This is a genomic window from Pseudomonas sp. BIGb0176 (assembly GCF_024810175.1).
In the GTDB taxonomy this organism is placed as follows: domain Bacteria; phylum Pseudomonadota; class Gammaproteobacteria; order Pseudomonadales; family Pseudomonadaceae; genus Aquipseudomonas; species Aquipseudomonas protegens.
Genome location: NZ_JANUEC010000004.1, coordinates 373,903 through 391,542 on the forward strand (window position 1 = coordinate 373,903; position 17,640 = coordinate 391,542).

A 17,640-nucleotide genomic window follows, 5' to 3' on the forward strand; every position below is an offset into this window, starting at 1 on the left:
GCAGGCTTCATGTTGGCATTTGTGCAAGCTCTATCGTTCTGGGACTGGCTGGCCCTTGGCACCATCCTGCTGATCTTCGAAGTATTCGGGGCCGGCGGCTACCTGCTGTGGATCGGCCTCGCAGCCGCCACAGTCGGGGTCCTGACCTTTCTCATTCCCGGCCTGTCATGGGAGGTGCAGTTCCTCCTGTTCGGCCTGCTGTCGGTGCTCACCGCACTGTATTGGTGGCGCCGCCAGCGCAGCGTGGTACGCCCCAGCGATCAGCCGAACCTCAACCTGCGGGGCCAGGAGCTGATCGGCAAGACCTTTGTGGTGCACCAGGCGATTGTCGACGGCCGCGGGCGGATCAAGGTGGCCGACGGCGTGTGGATCGCCAAGGGGGCCGACGCCCCCGCGGGCGCCCGGGTGCGGGTGGTGGGCCAGGAAGGCGCAATCCTGTTGGTCGAAAACCTTGACTGATGAGTCACGGAACTCCGCGGGGTTATCTAGAATCAAACGATGCAGATACCCCCTTTCGGAGTCACCCATCATGCGTCTGAAAATTGCTGTCGCCACCCTTGCCCTGCTGTCTCTTCCCGTTGGTTCGGCAATGGCCGACACCTTCTGGCGTAACGTCATTTCCTCCGGGGCCACCACCGGCTCCACCTACCTGACCTTCAAGGACCACAAGTTGATCGTCGCCGCCCAGGATGACGCCGGCAGCTTCGTTGCCAGCGATGGCAGCATTCGCGGCCCGTACCTGGAAGCCGCCATGCAGAAAGTCCGCGCCGACAACCCCGGCCTCAAGGCCACCGACATGGAACTGGCCAACGCCATCCTGGCGAAGAACGCTGTCGCTCAGGAGTAACCGTTGCCCCAGGGATGGCCGACAGCAAACGCCGACCCCAGGGTCGGCGTTTTTGTGTGCCCGATCAGCCGGCTAGACCCCAGGTGTGCGGGACACTGCAGCCAGGCCGGCCAGGGCATAACTCATCATGTGCTCGATCAACGCCGGTGGATCCAGCTCCAGGCCGGGCAATACATTGCGCGCCAGCGGCTGATGGGCGATCAGCAGGAACAGGCAGGGCGCAAAAACGCTGACGGCGCTGCGCAGGGTAACCGGGTCCTCAGGCGATAGATCCATGATCTGGCCGAGGATGGTGCGCACGATCTTCGCCTTGGGAAACGCCTGCTCCTCCAGGATCGCCGGCAGCACCGCGGAGGGTGACAACAGTTCGCGGGTCAGGACTTTCAGCGCCCAGCCCTCACGCTGGTTGCCCAGCCCCTCGATGAGCACCGTGATGATCGCCCGCAGCTTGTCCTCGGGGCTGCCCTGGCTTTCACTCAGGCTGATCATGGTCTCGATCCGCACCAGGCGGTCGTGGGCCTCGCGCAGCACCGCCCGATACAGGCCGTCCTTGTTCTCGAAGTGGTAGTTGACCGAGGCGTTGTTGGCCCTGGAGTTCTCGCAGATCTGCTTGCTGGTGGTGTTGGCGTACCCCAGCTCAGCAAAAAGCTGGCCGGCCGTCTCCAGGATCTGTTGGCGGGTAGCCTGGCCATCCTGACGCGGCGTACGGGCCGCAGTGGGCTGCGGGGAAGCGGAAACGGCCATAGGCGCTCTCACTAAGTTAAATTCAAATTTGACTTTTGTTTATGGACTGCTTAGCTACAAAGCGCCAGTTTCTCGTTCAATTCCGTCAAGGGTTGCAGCGAAATGGCGGCTATCTGTCAATTCACGCCAAAGGATATCAGCATGGAAGCGCGCAACATGACTCCCTTCACCTACTTCTCACTGCCCATGCAGAAGCTGTTCCTACGCAATCAGGCGGCAGTCAGGAACAAGCCCTACGCCAAGTATTTCCGGTCGGAAATGCGCGTGCCGCTGTCCGCCGTCCGCAAGATTCAGCAAGGCCCCATGGCCCTGGAAGACACCCTGACCCCGAGCATCGAGGACATCAATCGCCTGCTCGAACCGGACTTTGTCAGCGAGGAATCCGGTTACGCCCTGCTACCGGGCCCGATGGCCTACGTGCAAAGCCGCAAGTTCTTCCCCGGCTGCACCGCGCAGATGTTCAAGTGGTGGTTCATCTGGCACCCCGCGGAATCGGAGCGCTACACCCTGTGGTTCCCCTATGCCCATGTCAGCAACCCATGCGTGCACCACCAGCGCCTGTGCGATGAGTCCCTGAGTTTTGAGGAACGGCTGTATGGCAACACCTTCTGCGCATCGGAATATGTCGGTGATCGCCTGATGCACCTGCATATCGACTTCCAGCAGCCGGCCAGCCTGGGCCTGAACACCGATCTGTATCGCGAAGCGAAGATCGACGGCAGTGTCAGCGCCCTGATGAGCCTGGCGGATCATCCTGAGGTACCGGTGTCGTTGATGGTGCATCTGTTCAAGGAAGTACCGGACGGTATGTACCTGACCAGCCGTTACTGGGTCGGGGCGCACCCGTCGATGGCCCGCTTTCCTGGGGCAGAAAAGGCTGCATCGCTGCTGAAGGAAAATGGCTTTGGCGAGGCCGAACTGGAGACCCTGGCCTACGAGTTCGCGGTGCACGACATGTGCGAGTTCAATCATCTGGCCAGCTTCCTGCCGGACCTGTATCGAGAGTTCGGCACCCCCGCGGCCTGAAACAACAGCCATTAAGCCCGAGAAACTCCAGGGCTTAATGGCTCGAAAGGATCAACGTTGCGTACCAGGACAAACACCGTTGATCAGCAGAGAAGTGAACTCCTCGATGTCCTGTTCCACCGTCAGTTGCTCAGTCAACAGCCGATACCAGCAAAAGCCGAAGATCATATCCAGCAGTAATTCACGGTTGGTGTCCTTGGGCAGCTCGCCGTTGCTGATGGCATTTTCCACCAGTTTTTTCGGCATTTCCCTTCTGCGCTCCATGAACTGATCCTTGAGCTGGGTCAAGGTTGCGGGATCCAGTTGCGCTTCGGCGATCACACAGCGAAAGGCTTCGCCGCAAATAGTCTCCCTCCAGACTTTCCAGAGATTTCGCAGCAAAAAGTCGAGATCTGCCTTGAACGAGCCGAGATCAGGAAACTTTCTGACTTGTTCGCTCTCGTTTTCATAAACCTCGGCGATCAACGCCGCCTTGTTCGTCCACCAGCGATAGATAGTTGGCTTGCTGGCCCCCGCCCGACGGGCGACGGACTCGATACTGAGCCCGGAATAGCCGCATTCCTTAAGGATTTCGATGGTGGAAGTGAGAATGGCTTTATGAGTATGGGGACTTCGCAAAGAGCCGATGGAGCTGCGAGAGGGGGTACGAGCCACAATAAAAAATCTCCAGGCAGGGCGCTTGACAAACGCAACGCAGGGTATAGGATTCCCTCGAATCGAAATGAAACGGTCCGTTTCGTTTCATTCTTGAAAGAATCATGAATTTCTTACACCGATCTATCTAGTTTTTAAAATATCGCGTAAGGGTTGAGCAGCTCAGGCCTTGTAACTTGGAGTTCCTCGAATTCGAGGCTTCGGCCCTTTTCCCTTAAGAGATTAGATCGTCTGAAATTATTACTAAACGAAACGTTCCGTATCATAGCACAGTGAGGTGAATAAAAACAGCTTTCGAGTGGGTTTTCCCCTATTTGGAGTCTGCTGTTAAACCGCTCTGGCCTGCAGGTTTCATCAGGTGTGGCCAGGAGAAAGGCAGCAAAACTGTTTTCCGTATGTTTCAAGGGTGCTTCTGAGCAGGCACGACCCAGTTTTCTGAAAAGAATGGAATCAAGAGGAAAATGAACGTGAAAAAGATAGGTATTGTCAGCTATGGCGCGGGTATTCCGGTATGCCGCCTGAAAGTCCAGGAAGTGATCAACGTCTGGAAAAACACCGACCTCAAGCTGGTGGAGGAAAACCTCGGCGTCACGGAAAGAGCCGTGCTGCAACCGGATGAAGATGTCATCACCCTCGGGGTGCTGGCGGCGCAACGGGCCCTGGATAAAGTCCCCGGTCATCAGATCGAAGCCCTGTACCTGGGCACCTGCACCAACCCCTATGACTCACGGGCCTCGGCTTCGATCATCCTGGAAATGCTCGGCAGCGGCTACGACGCCTATTGCGCCGACGTGCAGTTCGCCGGCAAGTCCGGAACTTCTGCCCTGCAGATCTGCCAGGCGCTGGTGGCTTCCGGCATGACGGGCAGCGCCCTGGCCATCGGCGCCGACACCATCAACCGCAACACCGCGCCGGGCGACCTGACCGAATCCTATGCCGGGGCCGGAGCCGCTGCGCTGCTGATCGGCAGCCAGGATGTCATCGCCGAATTCGACGCCAGCTTCTCTTGCGCCGCGGATGTCGCCGACAACATCCGCCCCCAGGGCGATCGCTACATTCGTTCGGGCATGGGCCTGGGCTCGGACAAGAACAGCATCGGCCTGGAAGACCAGACCCGCCGCGCCGCCGAAGGCCTGATGGCCAAGCTGCACACCAGCCCCGCCGACTATGACTATGTGGTGTTCCAGCAAAACCTGGTGTCCACGCCCTACTCCCTGGCCAAGCACCTGGGCTTCAACCCCAAGCAGGTGGAACCGGGCATCTATGCCGGCAACGTTGGCGATGCCGGATCGGCCAGCCCGCTGCTCGGCCTGATCAACGTACTGGACCAGGCACGCCCGGGGCAGAAAATTCTTCTGGTGTCCTACGGTTTCGGCGCCGGCAGCGACGCCATCGCCCTGACCGTCACCGACGCCATCGAGCAGTACCAGAAGCACAACAAGCCTCTGCGCGAACTGCTGGAATCCAAGATCTACGTCGACTACGGCACGTCCATCAAGTACGAGTTCAAGTACCTGCGGGCTGACTATGCCCTGACCGCCTATCTCTGATTACGCCTGTCTACGCAAGGAGCATGCACATGTGCGCACGTCGTGTTGCAATCGTTTCGGCCGCCTATACGCCGAAACCCGGAAGTTCACGAGTTCGGCAGACGTTCAAGGAAATGATCGTCGAGTCCGCCTACAAGGCTCTCAAGGACGCCAAGATGCACCCCCGGGAAATCCAGGCCGTGGCCTATGGTTATCACGGTGAAGGCATTTCCGAATATGGCGGCCTGGGCCCGACCATTTCCGACGCCCTGGGCATCAGCCCGGCGCCGACCTTCATGAGCACCGCCAACTGCACCAGCAGCTCGGTGTCGTTCCAGATGGGCCACCAGATGGTGGCGTCCGGGGAGTACGACATCGTCCTGTGCGGCGGCTTCGAGAAGATGACCGATCACTTCAACTACGCCGAATACATCGGCTCCAGCACTGAATGTGAATACGATTATTTCCTCGGCATTTCCCACACCGATGCCTTCGCCCTGGCCACCGCCGAGTACTTCCAGAAGTTCGGCTATGCCGGTCGCGAGGCCGACGTACTGGCCACCTTCGGCCGGCAGATGCGCATCTACGCACAGAACACCCCCACCGCCACTCGTTATGGCCAGCCGATTCCTTCCCTGGAAGCGTTGAAGAACAGCGAGGCCTGCGGCTCAATGCTGGCCTGGGGCGAAGCCAGTGGCTGCGCGATCCTGGTGGCCGAACACCTGGCCCACAAGTACACCGATAAACCGGTGTTCGTACGCGGTTGCGCCTATACCGGGGTCTCACACTATTTCGGTACGCGCTTTCACAACCCGACCCTGCATCATCCGGGCCTGCCCAAGGATGTGGGCATGGCGGTTTCGGCCAACTCCATCGCCTGTGCGGAGATCGCCTACAAGAAAGCCGGGATCACCGCCAAGGACATCGACGTGGCCCAGGTCTACGACCTGCTCGGCGCCGGGCTGATCCAGATGGAATCCATGGGCATCTGTGGCAAGGGCCAGGCCGGCGACTTCGTGCTCGAAGGCGGCATCGCCCTGGATGGCCAGCTGCCGCTCAATACCGACGGCGGCAACATCGGCCGCGGCCATGCCTCCGGCTGCGACGGCATCCTGCACATCACCGAGCTGTTCCGGCAGCTGAGGGGTGAATCCGACAACCAGGTCAAGGGCGCGCGCATCGGCGTGTCGCAGAACCTTGGCGGTTACGCGGCGCACAACTCAGTGATTGTCCTCTCGAACGACTAAGGAGCCCGGACCATGTCCATGTACCCAGAACAGATCCACAGAATGACCACCGCCAGCATGCTTCGCGAATGGCGCGAGCATGGCGGCAAGTACCGCCTCGAAGGCAGCCAGTGCGAAGAATGCAACGAAATCTTCTTCCCCCGGCGCACCGTCTGCGGCGCTTGCAACTCCCTGAGTGTGAAGCCGTATCGCTGCGCGCGCAGTGGCAAGATCGAAGTCATGGCCCCGGCCGAGAATCCGATCCTGGCCGCCATGGGCTATGGCGAAACCGTGCCGCGCATCATGGCCATGGTGCGCCTGGACGACGGCCTGGTGATCGCGTCGGAAATCGTCGATGTGTGCGATCAGCAACAGCTGAAAGTCGGTGCGCCGGTGCGCATGGTGATCCGCAAGCATGTGCGCGAAAGCAACCTGGCCTGGCAATACGCTTATAAGTTCGTACTCGATATATAAGTTGTTATTCAAGGTGCCTTTATATAAGGCACCTTGAAGTTAGCCATTAAAATAAAATCCAACTTAAAAGTTACATCAACGGCAACTTCACGCCCCGAAGTTGCCTTAAGGCCCTGATTTCCTTTAGGGCCTACAGATTCCTGTGCCTATAAACGGGGACTATCCCCACCCCTTAACTTGTTGGCTTACTTAAAGCCAAGGACCCATCATGTCTACACTTTGCCTTCCACACGTCATGTTTCCGCAACACAAGATCACCCAGCAACAGATGGTCGATCACCTGGAAAACCTGCACGCCGACCATCCACGCATGGCCCTGGCCAAGCGCATGATCGCCAACACCGAAGTCAACGAGCGCCACCTGGTGTTGCCGATCGACGAACTGGCAGTGCACACCGGTTTCACCCACCGCAGCATCGTCTACGAGCGTGAAGCCCGGCAGATGTCGTCGGCCGCGGCGCGCCAGGCCATCGAGAATGCCGGGCTGCAGATCAGCGACATTCGCATGGTGATCGTCACTTCCTGCACCGGCTTCATGATGCCGTCGCTGACCGCGCACCTGATCAACGACCTGGCCCTGCCGACCTCCACCGTGCAGTTGCCGATCGCCCAGCTGGGCTGCGTGGCCGGTGCCGCGGCCATCAACCGCGCCAACGACTTCGCCCGGCTCGATGCCCGCAACCACGTACTGATCGTGTCCCTGGAATTCTCCTCGCTGTGCTACCAGCCGGACGACACCAAGCTGCACGCCTTCATCTCCGCGGCGCTGTTCGGCGATGCGGTATCCGCCTGCGTGCTGCGCGCCGATGACCAGGCCGGCGGCTTCAAGATCAAGAAGACCGAGTCGTACTTCCTGCCCAAGAGCGAGCACTACATCAAGTACGACGTGAAGGACACCGGCTTTCACTTCACCCTCGACAAGGCGGTGATGAACTCCATCAAGGACGTGGCACCGGTCATGGAGCGGCTGAACTACGAGAGCTTCGAACAGAACTGTGCGCACAACGACTTCTTCATCTTCCACACCGGTGGTCGCAAGATCCTCGACGAGCTGGTGATGCACCTGGACCTGGCATCCAACCGGGTCTCGCAATCGCGCAGCAGCCTGTCGGAAGCCGGCAACATTGCCAGCGTGGTGGTGTTCGACGTGCTCAAGCGGCAGTTCGATTCCAACCTCAATCGCGGCGACATCGGCCTGCTGGCGGCCTTCGGCCCGGGGTTCACCGCGGAAATGGCGGTGGGCGAGTGGACCGCCTGATGTGACTGCCTGTGCCTGTCCCGCCTGACGTTGCCGGGCTGTATGGCAACGTCAGGTTGCCTCCCACGGCGCTTGCGCCGGGTTCATGGTTTCACAAGGAAGCTGAGCGATGAACACTGGAATGCCAACCACGGCTGCCAACAGCCGTTACGAAAGATCCATGGTGCTGTTGCTGTCACTGAGTTTCGGGCTGGTGGGGCTGGATCGCTTCATCATCCTGCCGCTGTTTCCGGTGATCATGCACGACCTGCAACTGGACTATCAGGACCTGGGCTACCTGTCCGCCGCGCTGGCCTTCACCTGGGGGCTGTCCGCCCTAGGCATGGGCAGCGTGATCGAGCGCCTGGGCACCCGCCGCGTGCTGGTGACCTCGATTGCCGTGCTTTCGCTACTGTCCGGTTTTTCCGCGCTGGCCACCGGCGTGCTGGGGCTGGTGATTCTGCGCGGGCTGATGGGCATCTGCGAGGGTGCCTTCACCCCCACCAGCATCATTGTCACCAATGAAGTCTCGCGCCCCGACCGGCGCGGGCTGAACCTGGGTATCCAGCAGGCGCTGTTCCCGATTCTCGGCCTGTGCCTGGGGCCGCTGATCGCCGCTTACCTCCTGCAAATCACTGGCTCGTGGCGTGCGGTGTTCGCCATCATTTCCCTGCCGGGCCTGCTGCTGGCCGGCTACCTGTGGAAAATCTACCGACCGCTGCCGGCGCCCCAGGCCGACCGCACCGCAGGCACCTGGCTGGCGGCCTTCAAGAGCGGCAACGTGAGCCTGAACATCCTGATCATGTTCTGCATACTCACCTGCCAGTTCGTCCTCTGCGCCATGCTGCCCAGCTACCTGACCGACCATATGCACCTGGAAACCCTGTCCATGGCCTTCGTCATCTCGGCCATCGGCGTGGGCGGCTTCATCGGCCAATTGATCATCCCCGGCATGTCCGACCGTCTCGGGCGCAAGCCGGTGGTGTCGGTGTGCTTCATGACCAGCAGCACCCTGGTGGGCCTGCTGATCGTCAGCCCGCCCCTTCCCTGGCTGCTTTTCCTGCTGCTGTTCCTGCTGTCGTTCTTCAACTTCAGCCTGATCTGCATGACAGTCGGCCCGCTGACCAGCGAATCGGTCACCCCGGCCCTGCTGCCGACGGCGACCGGAATCGTGGTGGGGTTCGGCGAGATCCTGGGTGGCGGGTTGTCACCGGCCGTGGCCGGGTTCGCCGCCAGCCATTTCGGCCTGCCATCGATCCTGTACGTGGCCCTGAGCGGCAGCCTGGCCGGCTTGCTGCTGTCATTCCTGCTCAAGGAACAGGCCCTCGAACCGCGCCGTTTGCGCGTGCGCGAAGCGCTGCCCATCCTCCCCGCCCCCTTGCCCCTGAAGGACTAGAGAATCATGGACGATTACCTGCTGTTGCTGGATGTCTGCCACAAGGACCAGCGCGCCATCGGGCTGTTCGACTTTCACAATGGCCGCAGCGTGCGGGCCTATTCCGAACACGGCGGGCTGTACGAGACCCTGCTGTTCTGCAGCCGTCGCCATCTGGGCTGGAGCGAACACCTGCGCAGCCTCGCGCCCCACCCGCAACTGCCCGCGGACGGCCCCCAGCAAGGCCCGTTGCGCCCACCGCTCAAGCCTCGGGACAACCTGCTGGTGCAGGTCAGCGAAGTCACCCTGAACACTCCGCACACCCGCCAGGGCTGGTTCTACAAGGGCAATGGCAGCCTGCTGAAGACCGACGGCGAGCCGCTGATGATTCCGTACCACGCCCATAGCATTTCCAGCCAGCCCGGGGTGGTGTGCGTGTACCTGGTGGACCCCTTCGGCCAGTTGCGCTTTGTCGGCTTCAGCCTCGGCCACGACATTCACGACCCGTTGCTGAGCCATCAGGACGCCAGTTCCTGCGCGCAATCGCGGTTGCGCCAGTGCGCCATCGCCCCGGCGCTGATCCTCGGCGAACTGCAGAACAGCCTGTCACTCAATGTCCGGGTCGAACGCCAGGGCACGCCGTTGCCGCAGCGCAGCTATCGCCTCGACCAGCAGAACTGGTGGGCTATTCGCAAATACTCCCAGGCCTTCCTCGAACAGCACGAACAGTTCCTGCAACCGGGCATGGTCCACTATGTGTTCCACAGCGCCAGCCGGCGCGAGAGCGACCTGCAGTTGCAGCACGGTGACTGGCTGGACCTGGACTGCCCGGAGCTGGAACTGGGCCTGAGCAACCAGGTGATCGAGGAAGAATTGCTGCACCTCTATCCCCTGGAAACCCAACCTGCCCGTGCCAGTAGCCATGGCAGCCAGCCGGCGCGGACGCGCCACCACTACTGAGGCCCGTTCAGCGGTAGTCCGCCAGCGGCACGCAGGCGCAGAACAGGTTGCGGTCGCCATAGACGTTGTCCACCCGGTTCACCGCCGGCCAGTACTTGTGGGCCCGGGTATGGGCGGTGGGCAGCACCGCCTGTTCGATACTGTAGGAGCGCTCCCAGACTCCGGTGATATCCGCCAGGGTATGGGGAGCGCCCTTGAGCGGGTTGTCCTCGGCCGGCCAGTTGCCCTCCTGCACCTGGGCGATCTCAGCGCGGATGCTCAGCATGGCTTCGATAAAACGGTCGAGCTCGGCCTTGGATTCGCTTTCCGTGGGCTCCACCATCAGGGTGCCCGGCACCGGGAAGGACATGGTCGGGGCATGGAAGCCGTAGTCCATCAAGCGCTTGGCCACGTCTTCCTCGCTGATCCCGGTCTGGGCCTTGAGCGGGCGCAGATCGAGGATGCATTCGTGGGCCACCCGGCCGTTGCGGCCGCTGTAGAGCACCGGGAAGGCACCGCTCAATTGCTCGGCCAGATAGTTGGCCGCAAGGATCGCCACCTCGCTGGCATCCGCCAGCTGCGGCCCCATCAGGGCGATGTACATCCAGCTGATGGGCAGGATACTCGCACTGCCCCAGGGCGCTGCGCTGACGGCGCCGTTCTCCGGTAACGGCCCGTCGATGGGCACCACCGGGTGGTTGGCGACAAACGGCGCCAGGTGCGCGCGCACGCCAATCGGCCCCATGCCCGGGCCACCGCCGCCATGGGGAATGCAGAAGGTCTTGTGCAGGTTCATGTGCGAGACATCGGCGCCAATGTCCGCCGGCCGGGCCAGGCCTACCTGGGCGTTGAGGTTGGCGCCGTCCATGTACACCTGGCCGCCGTGGCTGTGGATAACTTCGCAGATCTGGCTGATGCCCTCTTCGTACACGCCGTGGGTGGAAGGGTAGGTAGCCATCAGGCACGACAGGCGCTCGCCGGCCGCCTGGGCCTTGGCCTTCAAGTCTTCCAGGTCGACGTTGCCGGCCTCGTCGCACTCGACGATCACCACCTGCATCCCGGCCATCTGCGCCGAGGCCGGGTTGGTGCCGTGGGCCGACGCCGGGATCAGGCAGACATGCCGGCCGCCTTGCCGGCGGCTCTCGTGGTAGCGACGAATCGCCAGCAGCCCGGCGTACTCGCCCTGGGCCCCGGAGTTGGGCTGCATGCAGATGGCGTCGAAACCAGTGATGGCGCACAGCCAACGCTCCAGCTCCGCGATCAGCAGGCCATAGCCGGCAGCCTGCTCCCGGGGTGCGAAGGGATGCAGGTTGGCGAACTCCGGCCAGGTGATGGGGATCATCTCGCTGCTGGCATTGAGCTTCATGGTGCAGGAGCCCAGGGGAATCATCGACTGGTTGAGCGCCAGGTCCTTGTTCTCCAGCTGCTTGAGGTAGCGCAACATTTCGGTTTCGCTGTGATGGGCACTGAACACCGGGTGGGTCAGGTAGCGCGTGCGTCGCAGCAGCGGGTCGGGAATCCCCGACTCCAGCGCCTCGGCGTCCAGGCTGCTGACATCCAGCCCGTGGTCGGCACCCAGGAACACGTCGAACAAACGGGCCACGGTGCTTTCGTCACAGGTTTCATCCAGGCTCAGCCCCAGCCGGCCACGGCCGAGAATCCGCAGGTTGATCTGCTGCGCCCTGGCGCTTTCGATGATCGCCGTCTGGCTGCCGCCGACCTCCAGGGTCAGGGTGTCGAAGAAGTGCCGATTGACCCTGGCAATGCCGTGGCGCTCCAGGCCGACCGCGAGGATGCAGGTCAGCCGGTGTACCCGCTGGGCAATGCGCTTGAGCCCGGCCGGGCCGTGATAGACGGCGTAGAAACCCGCGATATTGGCCAGCAGCACCTGGGCGGTGCAGATGTTCGAGTTGGCCTTCTCGCGGCGGATATGCTGCTCGCGAGTCTGCAAGGCCATGCGCAGGGCCACCTGGCCGCGGGCATCCTTGGACACGCCGATGATGCGCCCGGGCATCGCGCGCTTGTACTCGTCGCGGCAGGCGAAAAACGCCGCATGGGGGCCGCCGTAGCCCATGGGCACGCCGAAGCGCTGGGACGAACCGAGCACCACGTCGGCCCCCAGTTCGCCCGGCGGGGTCAGCAACAACAGGCTGAGCAGGTCGGCCGCGACACAGGCCAGGGCCTGCTGGGCGTGCAACTGGTCGATCAGCGGCCGCAGGTCGCGGATCTCGCCATGGGTGTCCGGGTACTGCAGCAACGCGCCGAACACCTGGTGCCCGGACAATTCGTCGACCCCGCCGACCACCAGCTCGAAACCGAAGCCTTCGGCCCGGGTGCGGACCACGGAAATGGTTTGCGGGTGGCAGTGTTCATCGACAAAGAACAGGTTGCTCGAAGACTTGCTCACGCGCTTGGCCAGGGCCATGGCTTCGGCGGCGGCGGTGGCTTCGTCCAGCAACGAGGCGTTGGCCAGGTCCAGGCCGGTGAGGTCGATGGTCATCTGCTGGAAATTCAACAAGGCTTCGAGCCGGCCCTGGGCGATTTCCGGCTGGTAGGGGGTATAGGCGGTGTACCAGCCGGGGTTCTCCAGCACGTTGCGCAGGATCACCGTCGGCGTCAGGGTGGCGTGGTAACCCATGCCGATCAGGCTGGTCCAGACCTGGTTCTGCCCGGCATAACCCTTGAGCCTGGCCAGGGCGGCCGCTTCGTCCAGGGCCGGCGGCAGGTCCAGTGCGCGGTTGAAGCGGATTCCCGGCGGCACCGTCTGCTCGATCAGTTCGGCCCGGCTGCCCAGCCCGAGGCTGGCGAGCATCGCTTGCTGCTCCTCGGCGTCGGGCCCCAGGTGCCGGTTGAGAAAAGCGTTGGGCTCGCGTAACTGGCTCAAAGATAGCAACTGGGACATGACCGGCTCTCTCCGATAAACGGCGCTCAGCGTCGCTGCAACAGGGTGCCAAGCAGCATAGCAGTCGATTTCCCGCGTCGATGCTCTGGCGTCCCGGGGCAATCGGTACCATCATGCTCGACGTCAACGCGCCAGCCCCGGCGCATCGCAACCTGTGCCCCTATCGTCCGCTTATCGGGTGTCCCATCGTCATGAGCCAACTGCCTTTCCTGCCGTTCTCCAAACCCACCATCGATGAACCCACCATCGCCGCTGTCGGCGAAGTCCTGCGTTCGGGCTGGATCACCAGCGGCCCCAAGGTCCAGGCCTTCGAAGCCCAGCTCTCGGAGTTTTTCGGCGGGCGCACGGTACGCACCTTCAACTCCGGCACCTGCACCATGGAGATCGCCTTGCGCATTGCCGGCATCGGTGCCGGTGATGAAGTCATCACCACGCCGATTTCCTGGGTGGCCACCGCCAACGTCATCCTCGAAGTCGGGGCCACGCCGGTGTTCGCCGATATCGACCCGGTCACCCGCAATATCGACCTGGCCCAGGTCGAAGCCGCCATCACCCCGCGCACCAAGGCCATCATCCCGGTGTACCTGGCCGGGCTGCCGGTGGACATGAGCCGCCTCTACGCCCTGGCCAAGAAGCACGGCCTGCGGGTAGTGGAAGATGCCGCCCAGGCCCTGGGCTCCAGCTGGAACGGCCAGCGCATCGGTGCCGGTGGCGACTTCGTGTCCTTCAGCTTCCAGGCCAACAAGAACGTCACCTCGTCCGAGGGCGGCTGCCTGGTGCTCAACACGCCAGAAGAAGTGCGCCTGGCCGAGAAGTACCGCCTGCAGGGCGTGACCCGCAACGGCTTCGACGGCCTGGATGTGGATGTGCTCGGCGGCAAGTTCAACATGACCGACGTGGCAGCCGCCATCGGCCTGGGGCAGTTCGCCCATATCGAGGCGATCACCGCCCATCGCCGTGAGCTGGCCCGGCACTACTTCGAATGCTTTGGCAGCGATTTCGAGGCCCGCTATGGCGCCCAGCTACCGCCGGCGGACTTCACCAACAGCAACTGGCACCTGTTCCAGCTGGTACTGCCGGAGCGCAAGGATGGCAAGCCGGCCCGCGCCACCTTCATGGAGCAGATGCAGGAACGCGGGATTGGCATCGGCTATCACTACCCACCGATTCATTTGCTGAGCCTGTACCGCGAGCGCGGCTTCAAGGAGGGGATGTTCCCGGTGGCGGAACGGGTCGGTCGGCTGATCGTCTCGTTGCCGATGTTCACCGCCATGAGCAAGGCCGACGTGGAACGCGCGGTGGCGGCGGTGAAAGAGGTGTTGCAGGCTTAAGAGCCTTCGCCAGCAAGCCCGCCCTGCGCAAACGGGGCGGACGCGCCGGCGAGAACGGCTTACTCGCCGATGGCGGCCTTGTAGCCGGCGGCGTCCAGCAGCTTGTCCAGATCGCCCGGGTTGCTTGGCTTGAGCTTGAAGATCCAGGCACCGTACGGGTCGCTGTTGAGCAGCTCGGGGCTGGCGCTCAGCTCTTCGTTGACCGCAATCACTTCACCGGCCACCGGCGCATAGATGTCGGAAGCGGCTTTCACCGACTCCACCACACCGGCCTGGTCCCCAGCGCCGAACACGTTGCCGACTTCAGTCAGCTCGACGAAAACCACATCGCCCAGGGCTTCCTGAGCGTGGTCGCTAATACCTACGGTCACGCTGCCGTCGGCTTCCAGGCGGGCCCATTCGTGACTGTCGGCAAAACGCAGGTGGGCAGGGATATCGCTCATGTTCTGTGTCCTCAAGAAGAAGTGTCAGCGGCGCAATGCCTGCTGGAAATAGTTAGATCAGGGTTTTGCCGTGACGCACGAAGGTCGGTTTGACCACCCGGACCGGGTACCACTTGCCGCGGATTTCCACTTCGGCACGGTCGGTGGTGGCCATTGGCACCCGCGCCAGTGCGATCGATTTGCTCAGCGTAGGGGAGAAACTACCACTGGTGATCTCACCTTCGCCAACATCGGCGATGCGAACCACCTGATGCGCACGTAAAACCCCGCGTTCTTCGAGCACCAGGCCCACCAGTTTCTGCTTCACCCCGGCCGCCCGTTCGGCTTCCAGGGCACTGCGACCGATGAACTGGCGTGACGCCGGTTCCCAGGCAATGCTCCAGGCCATGTTCGCCGCCAGGGGCGAGACATCCTGATGGATGTCCTGGCCATAGAGGTTCATGCCGGCCTCCAGGCGCAGGGTGTCCCGGGCGCCCAGACCGATGGGCGAGATCCCCGCCCCCACCAGGTCGTTGAAGAAGGCCGGGGCCTGGTCGGCAGGGAGGACGATCTCCAGACCGTCCTCGCCGGTGTAGCCGGTCCGGGCAATGAACCAGTCGCCGTCAAAGCCGGCTTCGAATGGCTTGAGCTGCTGGATCAGGGTGCCGCGGGACTGGGTTACCAGCTCGGCAATCTTGTGCCGCGCCTGAGGGCCCTGGATCGCCAGCATCGCCAGCTCCGGGCGCTCGTGCAGCTGCACCTGGAAATCCCCCAGCTGCGCCTGCATCCAGGCCAGGTCCTGATCACGGGTGGCGGCATTGAGCGCCAGGCGATAAGCGTCTTCGAGGCGATAGACGATCATGTCGTCAACGATGCCGCCCCGTTCATTGAGCATGGTGCTGTACAGAGCCTGGCCGGGGTTGTGCAGGCGTTCGACATCATTGGCCAGCAACCGCTGGAGCCAGGCCTTGGCCTGGGTACCGCTGACATCGATCACGGTCATGTGGGATACATCGAACACACCGCAATCACGTCGCACCTGATGGTGCTCCTCGACCTGCGAGCCGTAATGCAAGGGCATATCCCAACCGCCAAAATCGACCATTTTCGCGCCGAGGGCGAGATGCAGGTCATACAGAGGCGTACGCTGTCCCATGGGTTTCTCCTTCCGGGCGTGGCGAGGGTGCGGACTGGCGCTGTTGGTGTGAAAGCCTTGAAATAGATGGCTTTCAGCCGATTTCAGCGTCCCGGCCAAACAACAGGCCGCACCGAATGCCGCGCATTGTAGCTGCAAGGTGCAAGGCTGGCACCTAACCGATTCGATGGGCCGAGCGGCGGATCAGGCCAATCACCGGCAGCAGGCCCACCAGCACCAGGGTCAGTGCCGGCAGCGAGGCCCGGGCCCACTCCCCTTCACTGGTCATCTCGAAGATCCGCACCGCCAGCGTGTCCCAGCCAAACGGGCGCATCAGCAAGGTGGCGGGCATTTCCTTGAGCACATCGACGAACACCAGCAAGGCGGCGCTCAAGGTCCCGGGCAGCAACAACGGCAGATACACTTTGAAAAACAGTCGCGGGCCAGCGACCCCCAGGCTGCGCGCCGCTTCGGGGAGCGACGGGCGGATCCGCTCCAGGCTGTTTTCCAGCGGCCCGTAGGCCACGGCGATAAAACGCACCAGATAGGCCAGCAGCAAGGCGGACAGGCTGCCCAGCAGCAGCGGCTTGCCGGCCCCGCCCAACCAGCCGGACAGCGGGATCACCAGCTCGCGATCCAGGTAACTGAAGGCCAGCATGATCGATACCGCCAGTACCGAGCCGGGCAAGGCGTAGCCCAGGTTGGCCAGGCTGACCCCGGCGCGGATGCCCCGGGTCGGCGCCAGGCGTCGGGCAAAGGCCAGGAGCAGAGCCACACTGACAGTGATCAGCGCCGCCATGCCGCCCAGGTACAGGGTGTGGATGATCAAGCCGGCATACCGCTCATCCAGGTCGAAGCGCCCGCGCTGCCAGAACCACGCCAGCAACTGCAGCAGCGGAATCACGAAGGCACAGGCGAATACCAGCAGGCACCAGCCCGTGGCCGCCAACGCCTTGAGCCCGCGCAAGTGGTACAGCGCCTTGCCCCGGGGCCGTTCGTTACCGGTACGGCTGGCGCCACGGGCGCGGCGCTCGCCGTACAGCACCAGCATCACCGCCAGCAGCAGCAGGCTGGCCAGCTGGGCGGCGCTGGAAAGGCTGAAGAAGCCGTACCAGGTCTTGTAGATAGCGGTGGTGAAGGTATCGAAGTTGAACACCGACACCGCACCGAAATCCGCCAGGGTTTCCATCAGCGCCAGGGCCACCCCGGCGCCGATGGCCGGCCGCGCCATGGGCAGCGCCACCCGCCAGAACGCCTGCCAGGGCGATTGCCCGAGGACCCGTGCGGCTTCCATCAACCCCTTGCCCTGGGCCAGGAAGGCGTTGCGCGCCAGCAGGTAGACATAGGGATAGAACACCAGCACCAGCACCAGGATCACCCCACCGGTGGAACGTACCCGCGGCAGTCGCAGGCCGCTGCCGAACCATTCCCGCAGCAGGCTTTGCACCGGCCCGGAAAAATCCAGCAGGCCGACAAAGACGAAAGCCAGCACATAGGCCGGGATCGCAAAGGGCAGCATCAAGGCCCAGTCCAGCCAGCGCCGTCCGGGAAACTCGCAGAGACTGGTGAGCCAGGCCAGGCTCACGCCCAGCAGCGTGACACCAACGCCCACCCCAAGCACCAGGGTCAGGGTATTGCCCAACAGCCGCGGCATTTGCGTGTTCCACAGGTGGGACCAGATCTGCTGGTCGACGGCCTGCCAGGACAATAGCAGCACGCTCAGCGGCAAAAGGACCAGGGCCGCTACGGCAAAGACCAGGGGATACCAGCGACGTTGAGCGGGATGGGCCACAAAAAAC

At 62.7% G+C, this 17,640-nt stretch carries 16 protein-coding genes; 10 read left to right on the forward strand and 6 right to left on the reverse strand.

What is annotated here, in order from left to right; genetic code table 11:
- Positions 1-9 precede the first annotated feature (9 nt).
- A complete protein-coding gene (locus M2395_RS24775; RefSeq protein WP_015637420.1) occupies positions 10-459 on the forward strand; it encodes an NfeD family protein in 450 nt (149 codons plus the stop codon).
- 70 nt (positions 460-529) lie between these two features.
- Positions 530-847, forward strand: a complete 318-nt coding sequence (locus M2395_RS24780; RefSeq protein WP_011064123.1) for a DUF2388 domain-containing protein — start codon at positions 530-532, stop codon at positions 845-847.
- 72 nt (positions 848-919) lie between these two features.
- Here the strand turns inward: M2395_RS24780 and M2395_RS24785 are convergent, their stop codons facing one another.
- Complete coding sequence (locus M2395_RS24785; protein ID WP_011064124.1) at positions 920-1,591, reverse strand: TetR/AcrR family transcriptional regulator; 672 nt, start codon at positions 1,589-1,591, stop codon at positions 920-922.
- A gap of 141 nt (positions 1,592-1,732) precedes the next feature.
- Here M2395_RS24785 and M2395_RS24790 point away from each other — a divergent pair, with 141 nt between their 5' ends.
- Complete coding sequence (locus M2395_RS24790) at positions 1,733-2,617, forward strand: DAPG hydrolase family protein (protein WP_019093573.1); 885 nt, start codon at positions 1,733-1,735, stop codon at positions 2,615-2,617.
- Positions 2,618-2,668: 51 nt separating this feature from the next.
- Here the strand turns inward: M2395_RS24790 and M2395_RS24795 are convergent, their stop codons facing one another.
- On the reverse strand, positions 2,669-3,271 hold the full coding sequence (locus M2395_RS24795) for a TetR/AcrR family transcriptional regulator (RefSeq protein WP_011064126.1): 603 nt from the start codon (positions 3,269-3,271) through the stop codon (positions 2,669-2,671).
- 461 nt (positions 3,272-3,732) lie between these two features.
- On the opposite strand from M2395_RS24795, the gene M2395_RS24800 reads away from it, so the two are divergent.
- From M2395_RS24800 to M2395_RS24825, 6 genes are all read left to right on the forward strand, one after another.
- Entirely contained in the window at positions 3,733-4,821 is a 1,089-nt protein-coding gene (locus M2395_RS24800; RefSeq protein ID WP_015637422.1) for a hydroxymethylglutaryl-CoA synthase, read from the forward strand.
- Between the two features lie 29 nt (positions 4,822-4,850).
- Entirely contained in the window at positions 4,851-6,047 is a 1,197-nt protein-coding gene (locus tag M2395_RS24805) for a thiolase family protein (protein WP_047338090.1), read from the forward strand.
- 12 nt (positions 6,048-6,059) lie between these two features.
- A complete protein-coding gene (locus tag M2395_RS24810; RefSeq protein ID WP_011064129.1) occupies positions 6,060-6,500 on the forward strand; it encodes a Zn-ribbon domain-containing OB-fold protein in 441 nt (146 codons plus the stop codon).
- A gap of 208 nt (positions 6,501-6,708) precedes the next feature.
- The gene (locus M2395_RS24815) at positions 6,709-7,758 is read left to right on the forward strand and encodes a type III polyketide synthase (RefSeq protein WP_011064130.1); all 1,050 of its coding nucleotides are present in this window, start codon (positions 6,709-6,711) and stop codon (positions 7,756-7,758) included.
- A 109-nt stretch (positions 7,759-7,867) separates the two neighbouring features.
- Positions 7,868-9,133, forward strand: coding sequence for an MFS transporter (locus M2395_RS24820; protein ID WP_077934933.1), 1,266 nt, complete (start codon positions 7,868-7,870; stop codon positions 9,131-9,133).
- A gap of 6 nt (positions 9,134-9,139) precedes the next feature.
- Entirely contained in the window at positions 9,140-10,072 is a 933-nt protein-coding gene (locus M2395_RS24825; RefSeq protein WP_123431100.1) for a fumarylacetoacetate hydrolase, read from the forward strand.
- A gap of 7 nt (positions 10,073-10,079) precedes the next feature.
- Here M2395_RS24825 and gcvP read toward each other — a convergent pair whose 3' ends face one another.
- Positions 10,080-12,953 (reverse strand): aminomethyl-transferring glycine dehydrogenase, encoded by a 2,874-nt coding sequence (gene gcvP / locus M2395_RS24830; RefSeq protein WP_053154443.1) that lies wholly within the window; start codon positions 12,951-12,953, stop codon positions 10,080-10,082.
- 191 nt (positions 12,954-13,144) lie between these two features.
- Between gcvP and M2395_RS24835 the strand changes: the two genes are divergently transcribed.
- The gene (locus M2395_RS24835; RefSeq protein WP_077934935.1) at positions 13,145-14,284 is read left to right on the forward strand and encodes a DegT/DnrJ/EryC1/StrS aminotransferase family protein; all 1,140 of its coding nucleotides are present in this window, start codon (positions 13,145-13,147) and stop codon (positions 14,282-14,284) included.
- A gap of 59 nt (positions 14,285-14,343) precedes the next feature.
- On the opposite strand, the gene gcvH is transcribed toward M2395_RS24835, so the two are convergent.
- The 3 genes from gcvH to M2395_RS24850 form a co-directional block, all read right to left on the reverse strand.
- On the reverse strand, positions 14,344-14,727 hold the full coding sequence (gene gcvH / locus M2395_RS24840) for a glycine cleavage system protein GcvH (RefSeq protein ID WP_011064135.1): 384 nt from the start codon (positions 14,725-14,727) through the stop codon (positions 14,344-14,346).
- Between the two features lie 52 nt (positions 14,728-14,779).
- Positions 14,780-15,862, reverse strand: a complete 1,083-nt coding sequence (gene gcvT, locus M2395_RS24845) for a glycine cleavage system aminomethyltransferase GcvT (RefSeq protein WP_077934936.1) — start codon at positions 15,860-15,862, stop codon at positions 14,780-14,782.
- A 154-nt stretch (positions 15,863-16,016) separates the two neighbouring features.
- Positions 16,017-17,633, reverse strand: coding sequence for an iron ABC transporter permease (locus M2395_RS24850; protein WP_077934937.1), 1,617 nt, complete (start codon positions 17,631-17,633; stop codon positions 16,017-16,019).
- Positions 17,634-17,640: the final 7 nt, after the last annotated feature.

What these genes read in the sequence shown, in the direction of transcription:
- gcvT (WP_077934936.1), bottom strand. Translation starts at nt 15,862, where the DNA reads ATGGGACAGCGTACGCCTCTGTATGACCTGCATCTCGCCCTCGGCGCG.
- M2395_RS24835 (WP_077934935.1), top strand. Translation starts at nt 13,145, where the DNA reads ATGAGCCAACTGCCTTTCCTGCCGTTCTCCAAACCCACCATCGATGAA.
- M2395_RS24775 (WP_015637420.1), top strand. Translation starts at nt 10, where the DNA reads ATGTTGGCATTTGTGCAAGCTCTATCGTTCTGGGACTGGCTGGCCCTT.
- M2395_RS24785 (WP_011064124.1), bottom strand. Translation starts at nt 1,591, where the DNA reads ATGGCCGTTTCCGCTTCCCCGCAGCCCACTGCGGCCCGTACGCCGCGT.
- M2395_RS24815 (WP_011064130.1), top strand. Translation starts at nt 6,709, where the DNA reads ATGTCTACACTTTGCCTTCCACACGTCATGTTTCCGCAACACAAGATC.
- gcvP (WP_053154443.1), bottom strand. Translation starts at nt 12,953, where the DNA reads ATGTCCCAGTTGCTATCTTTGAGCCAGTTACGCGAGCCCAACGCTTTT.
- M2395_RS24805 (WP_047338090.1), top strand. Translation starts at nt 4,851, where the DNA reads ATGTGCGCACGTCGTGTTGCAATCGTTTCGGCCGCCTATACGCCGAAA.
- M2395_RS24820 (WP_077934933.1), top strand. Translation starts at nt 7,868, where the DNA reads ATGAACACTGGAATGCCAACCACGGCTGCCAACAGCCGTTACGAAAGA.
- gcvH (WP_011064135.1), bottom strand. Translation starts at nt 14,727, where the DNA reads ATGAGCGATATCCCTGCCCACCTGCGTTTTGCCGACAGTCACGAATGG.
- M2395_RS24800 (WP_015637422.1), top strand. Translation starts at nt 3,733, where the DNA reads ATGAACGTGAAAAAGATAGGTATTGTCAGCTATGGCGCGGGTATTCCG.
- M2395_RS24780 (WP_011064123.1), top strand. Translation starts at nt 530, where the DNA reads ATGCGTCTGAAAATTGCTGTCGCCACCCTTGCCCTGCTGTCTCTTCCC.
- M2395_RS24790 (WP_019093573.1), top strand. Translation starts at nt 1,733, where the DNA reads ATGGAAGCGCGCAACATGACTCCCTTCACCTACTTCTCACTGCCCATG.
- M2395_RS24825 (WP_123431100.1), top strand. Translation starts at nt 9,140, where the DNA reads ATGGACGATTACCTGCTGTTGCTGGATGTCTGCCACAAGGACCAGCGC.
- M2395_RS24810 (WP_011064129.1), top strand. Translation starts at nt 6,060, where the DNA reads ATGTCCATGTACCCAGAACAGATCCACAGAATGACCACCGCCAGCATG.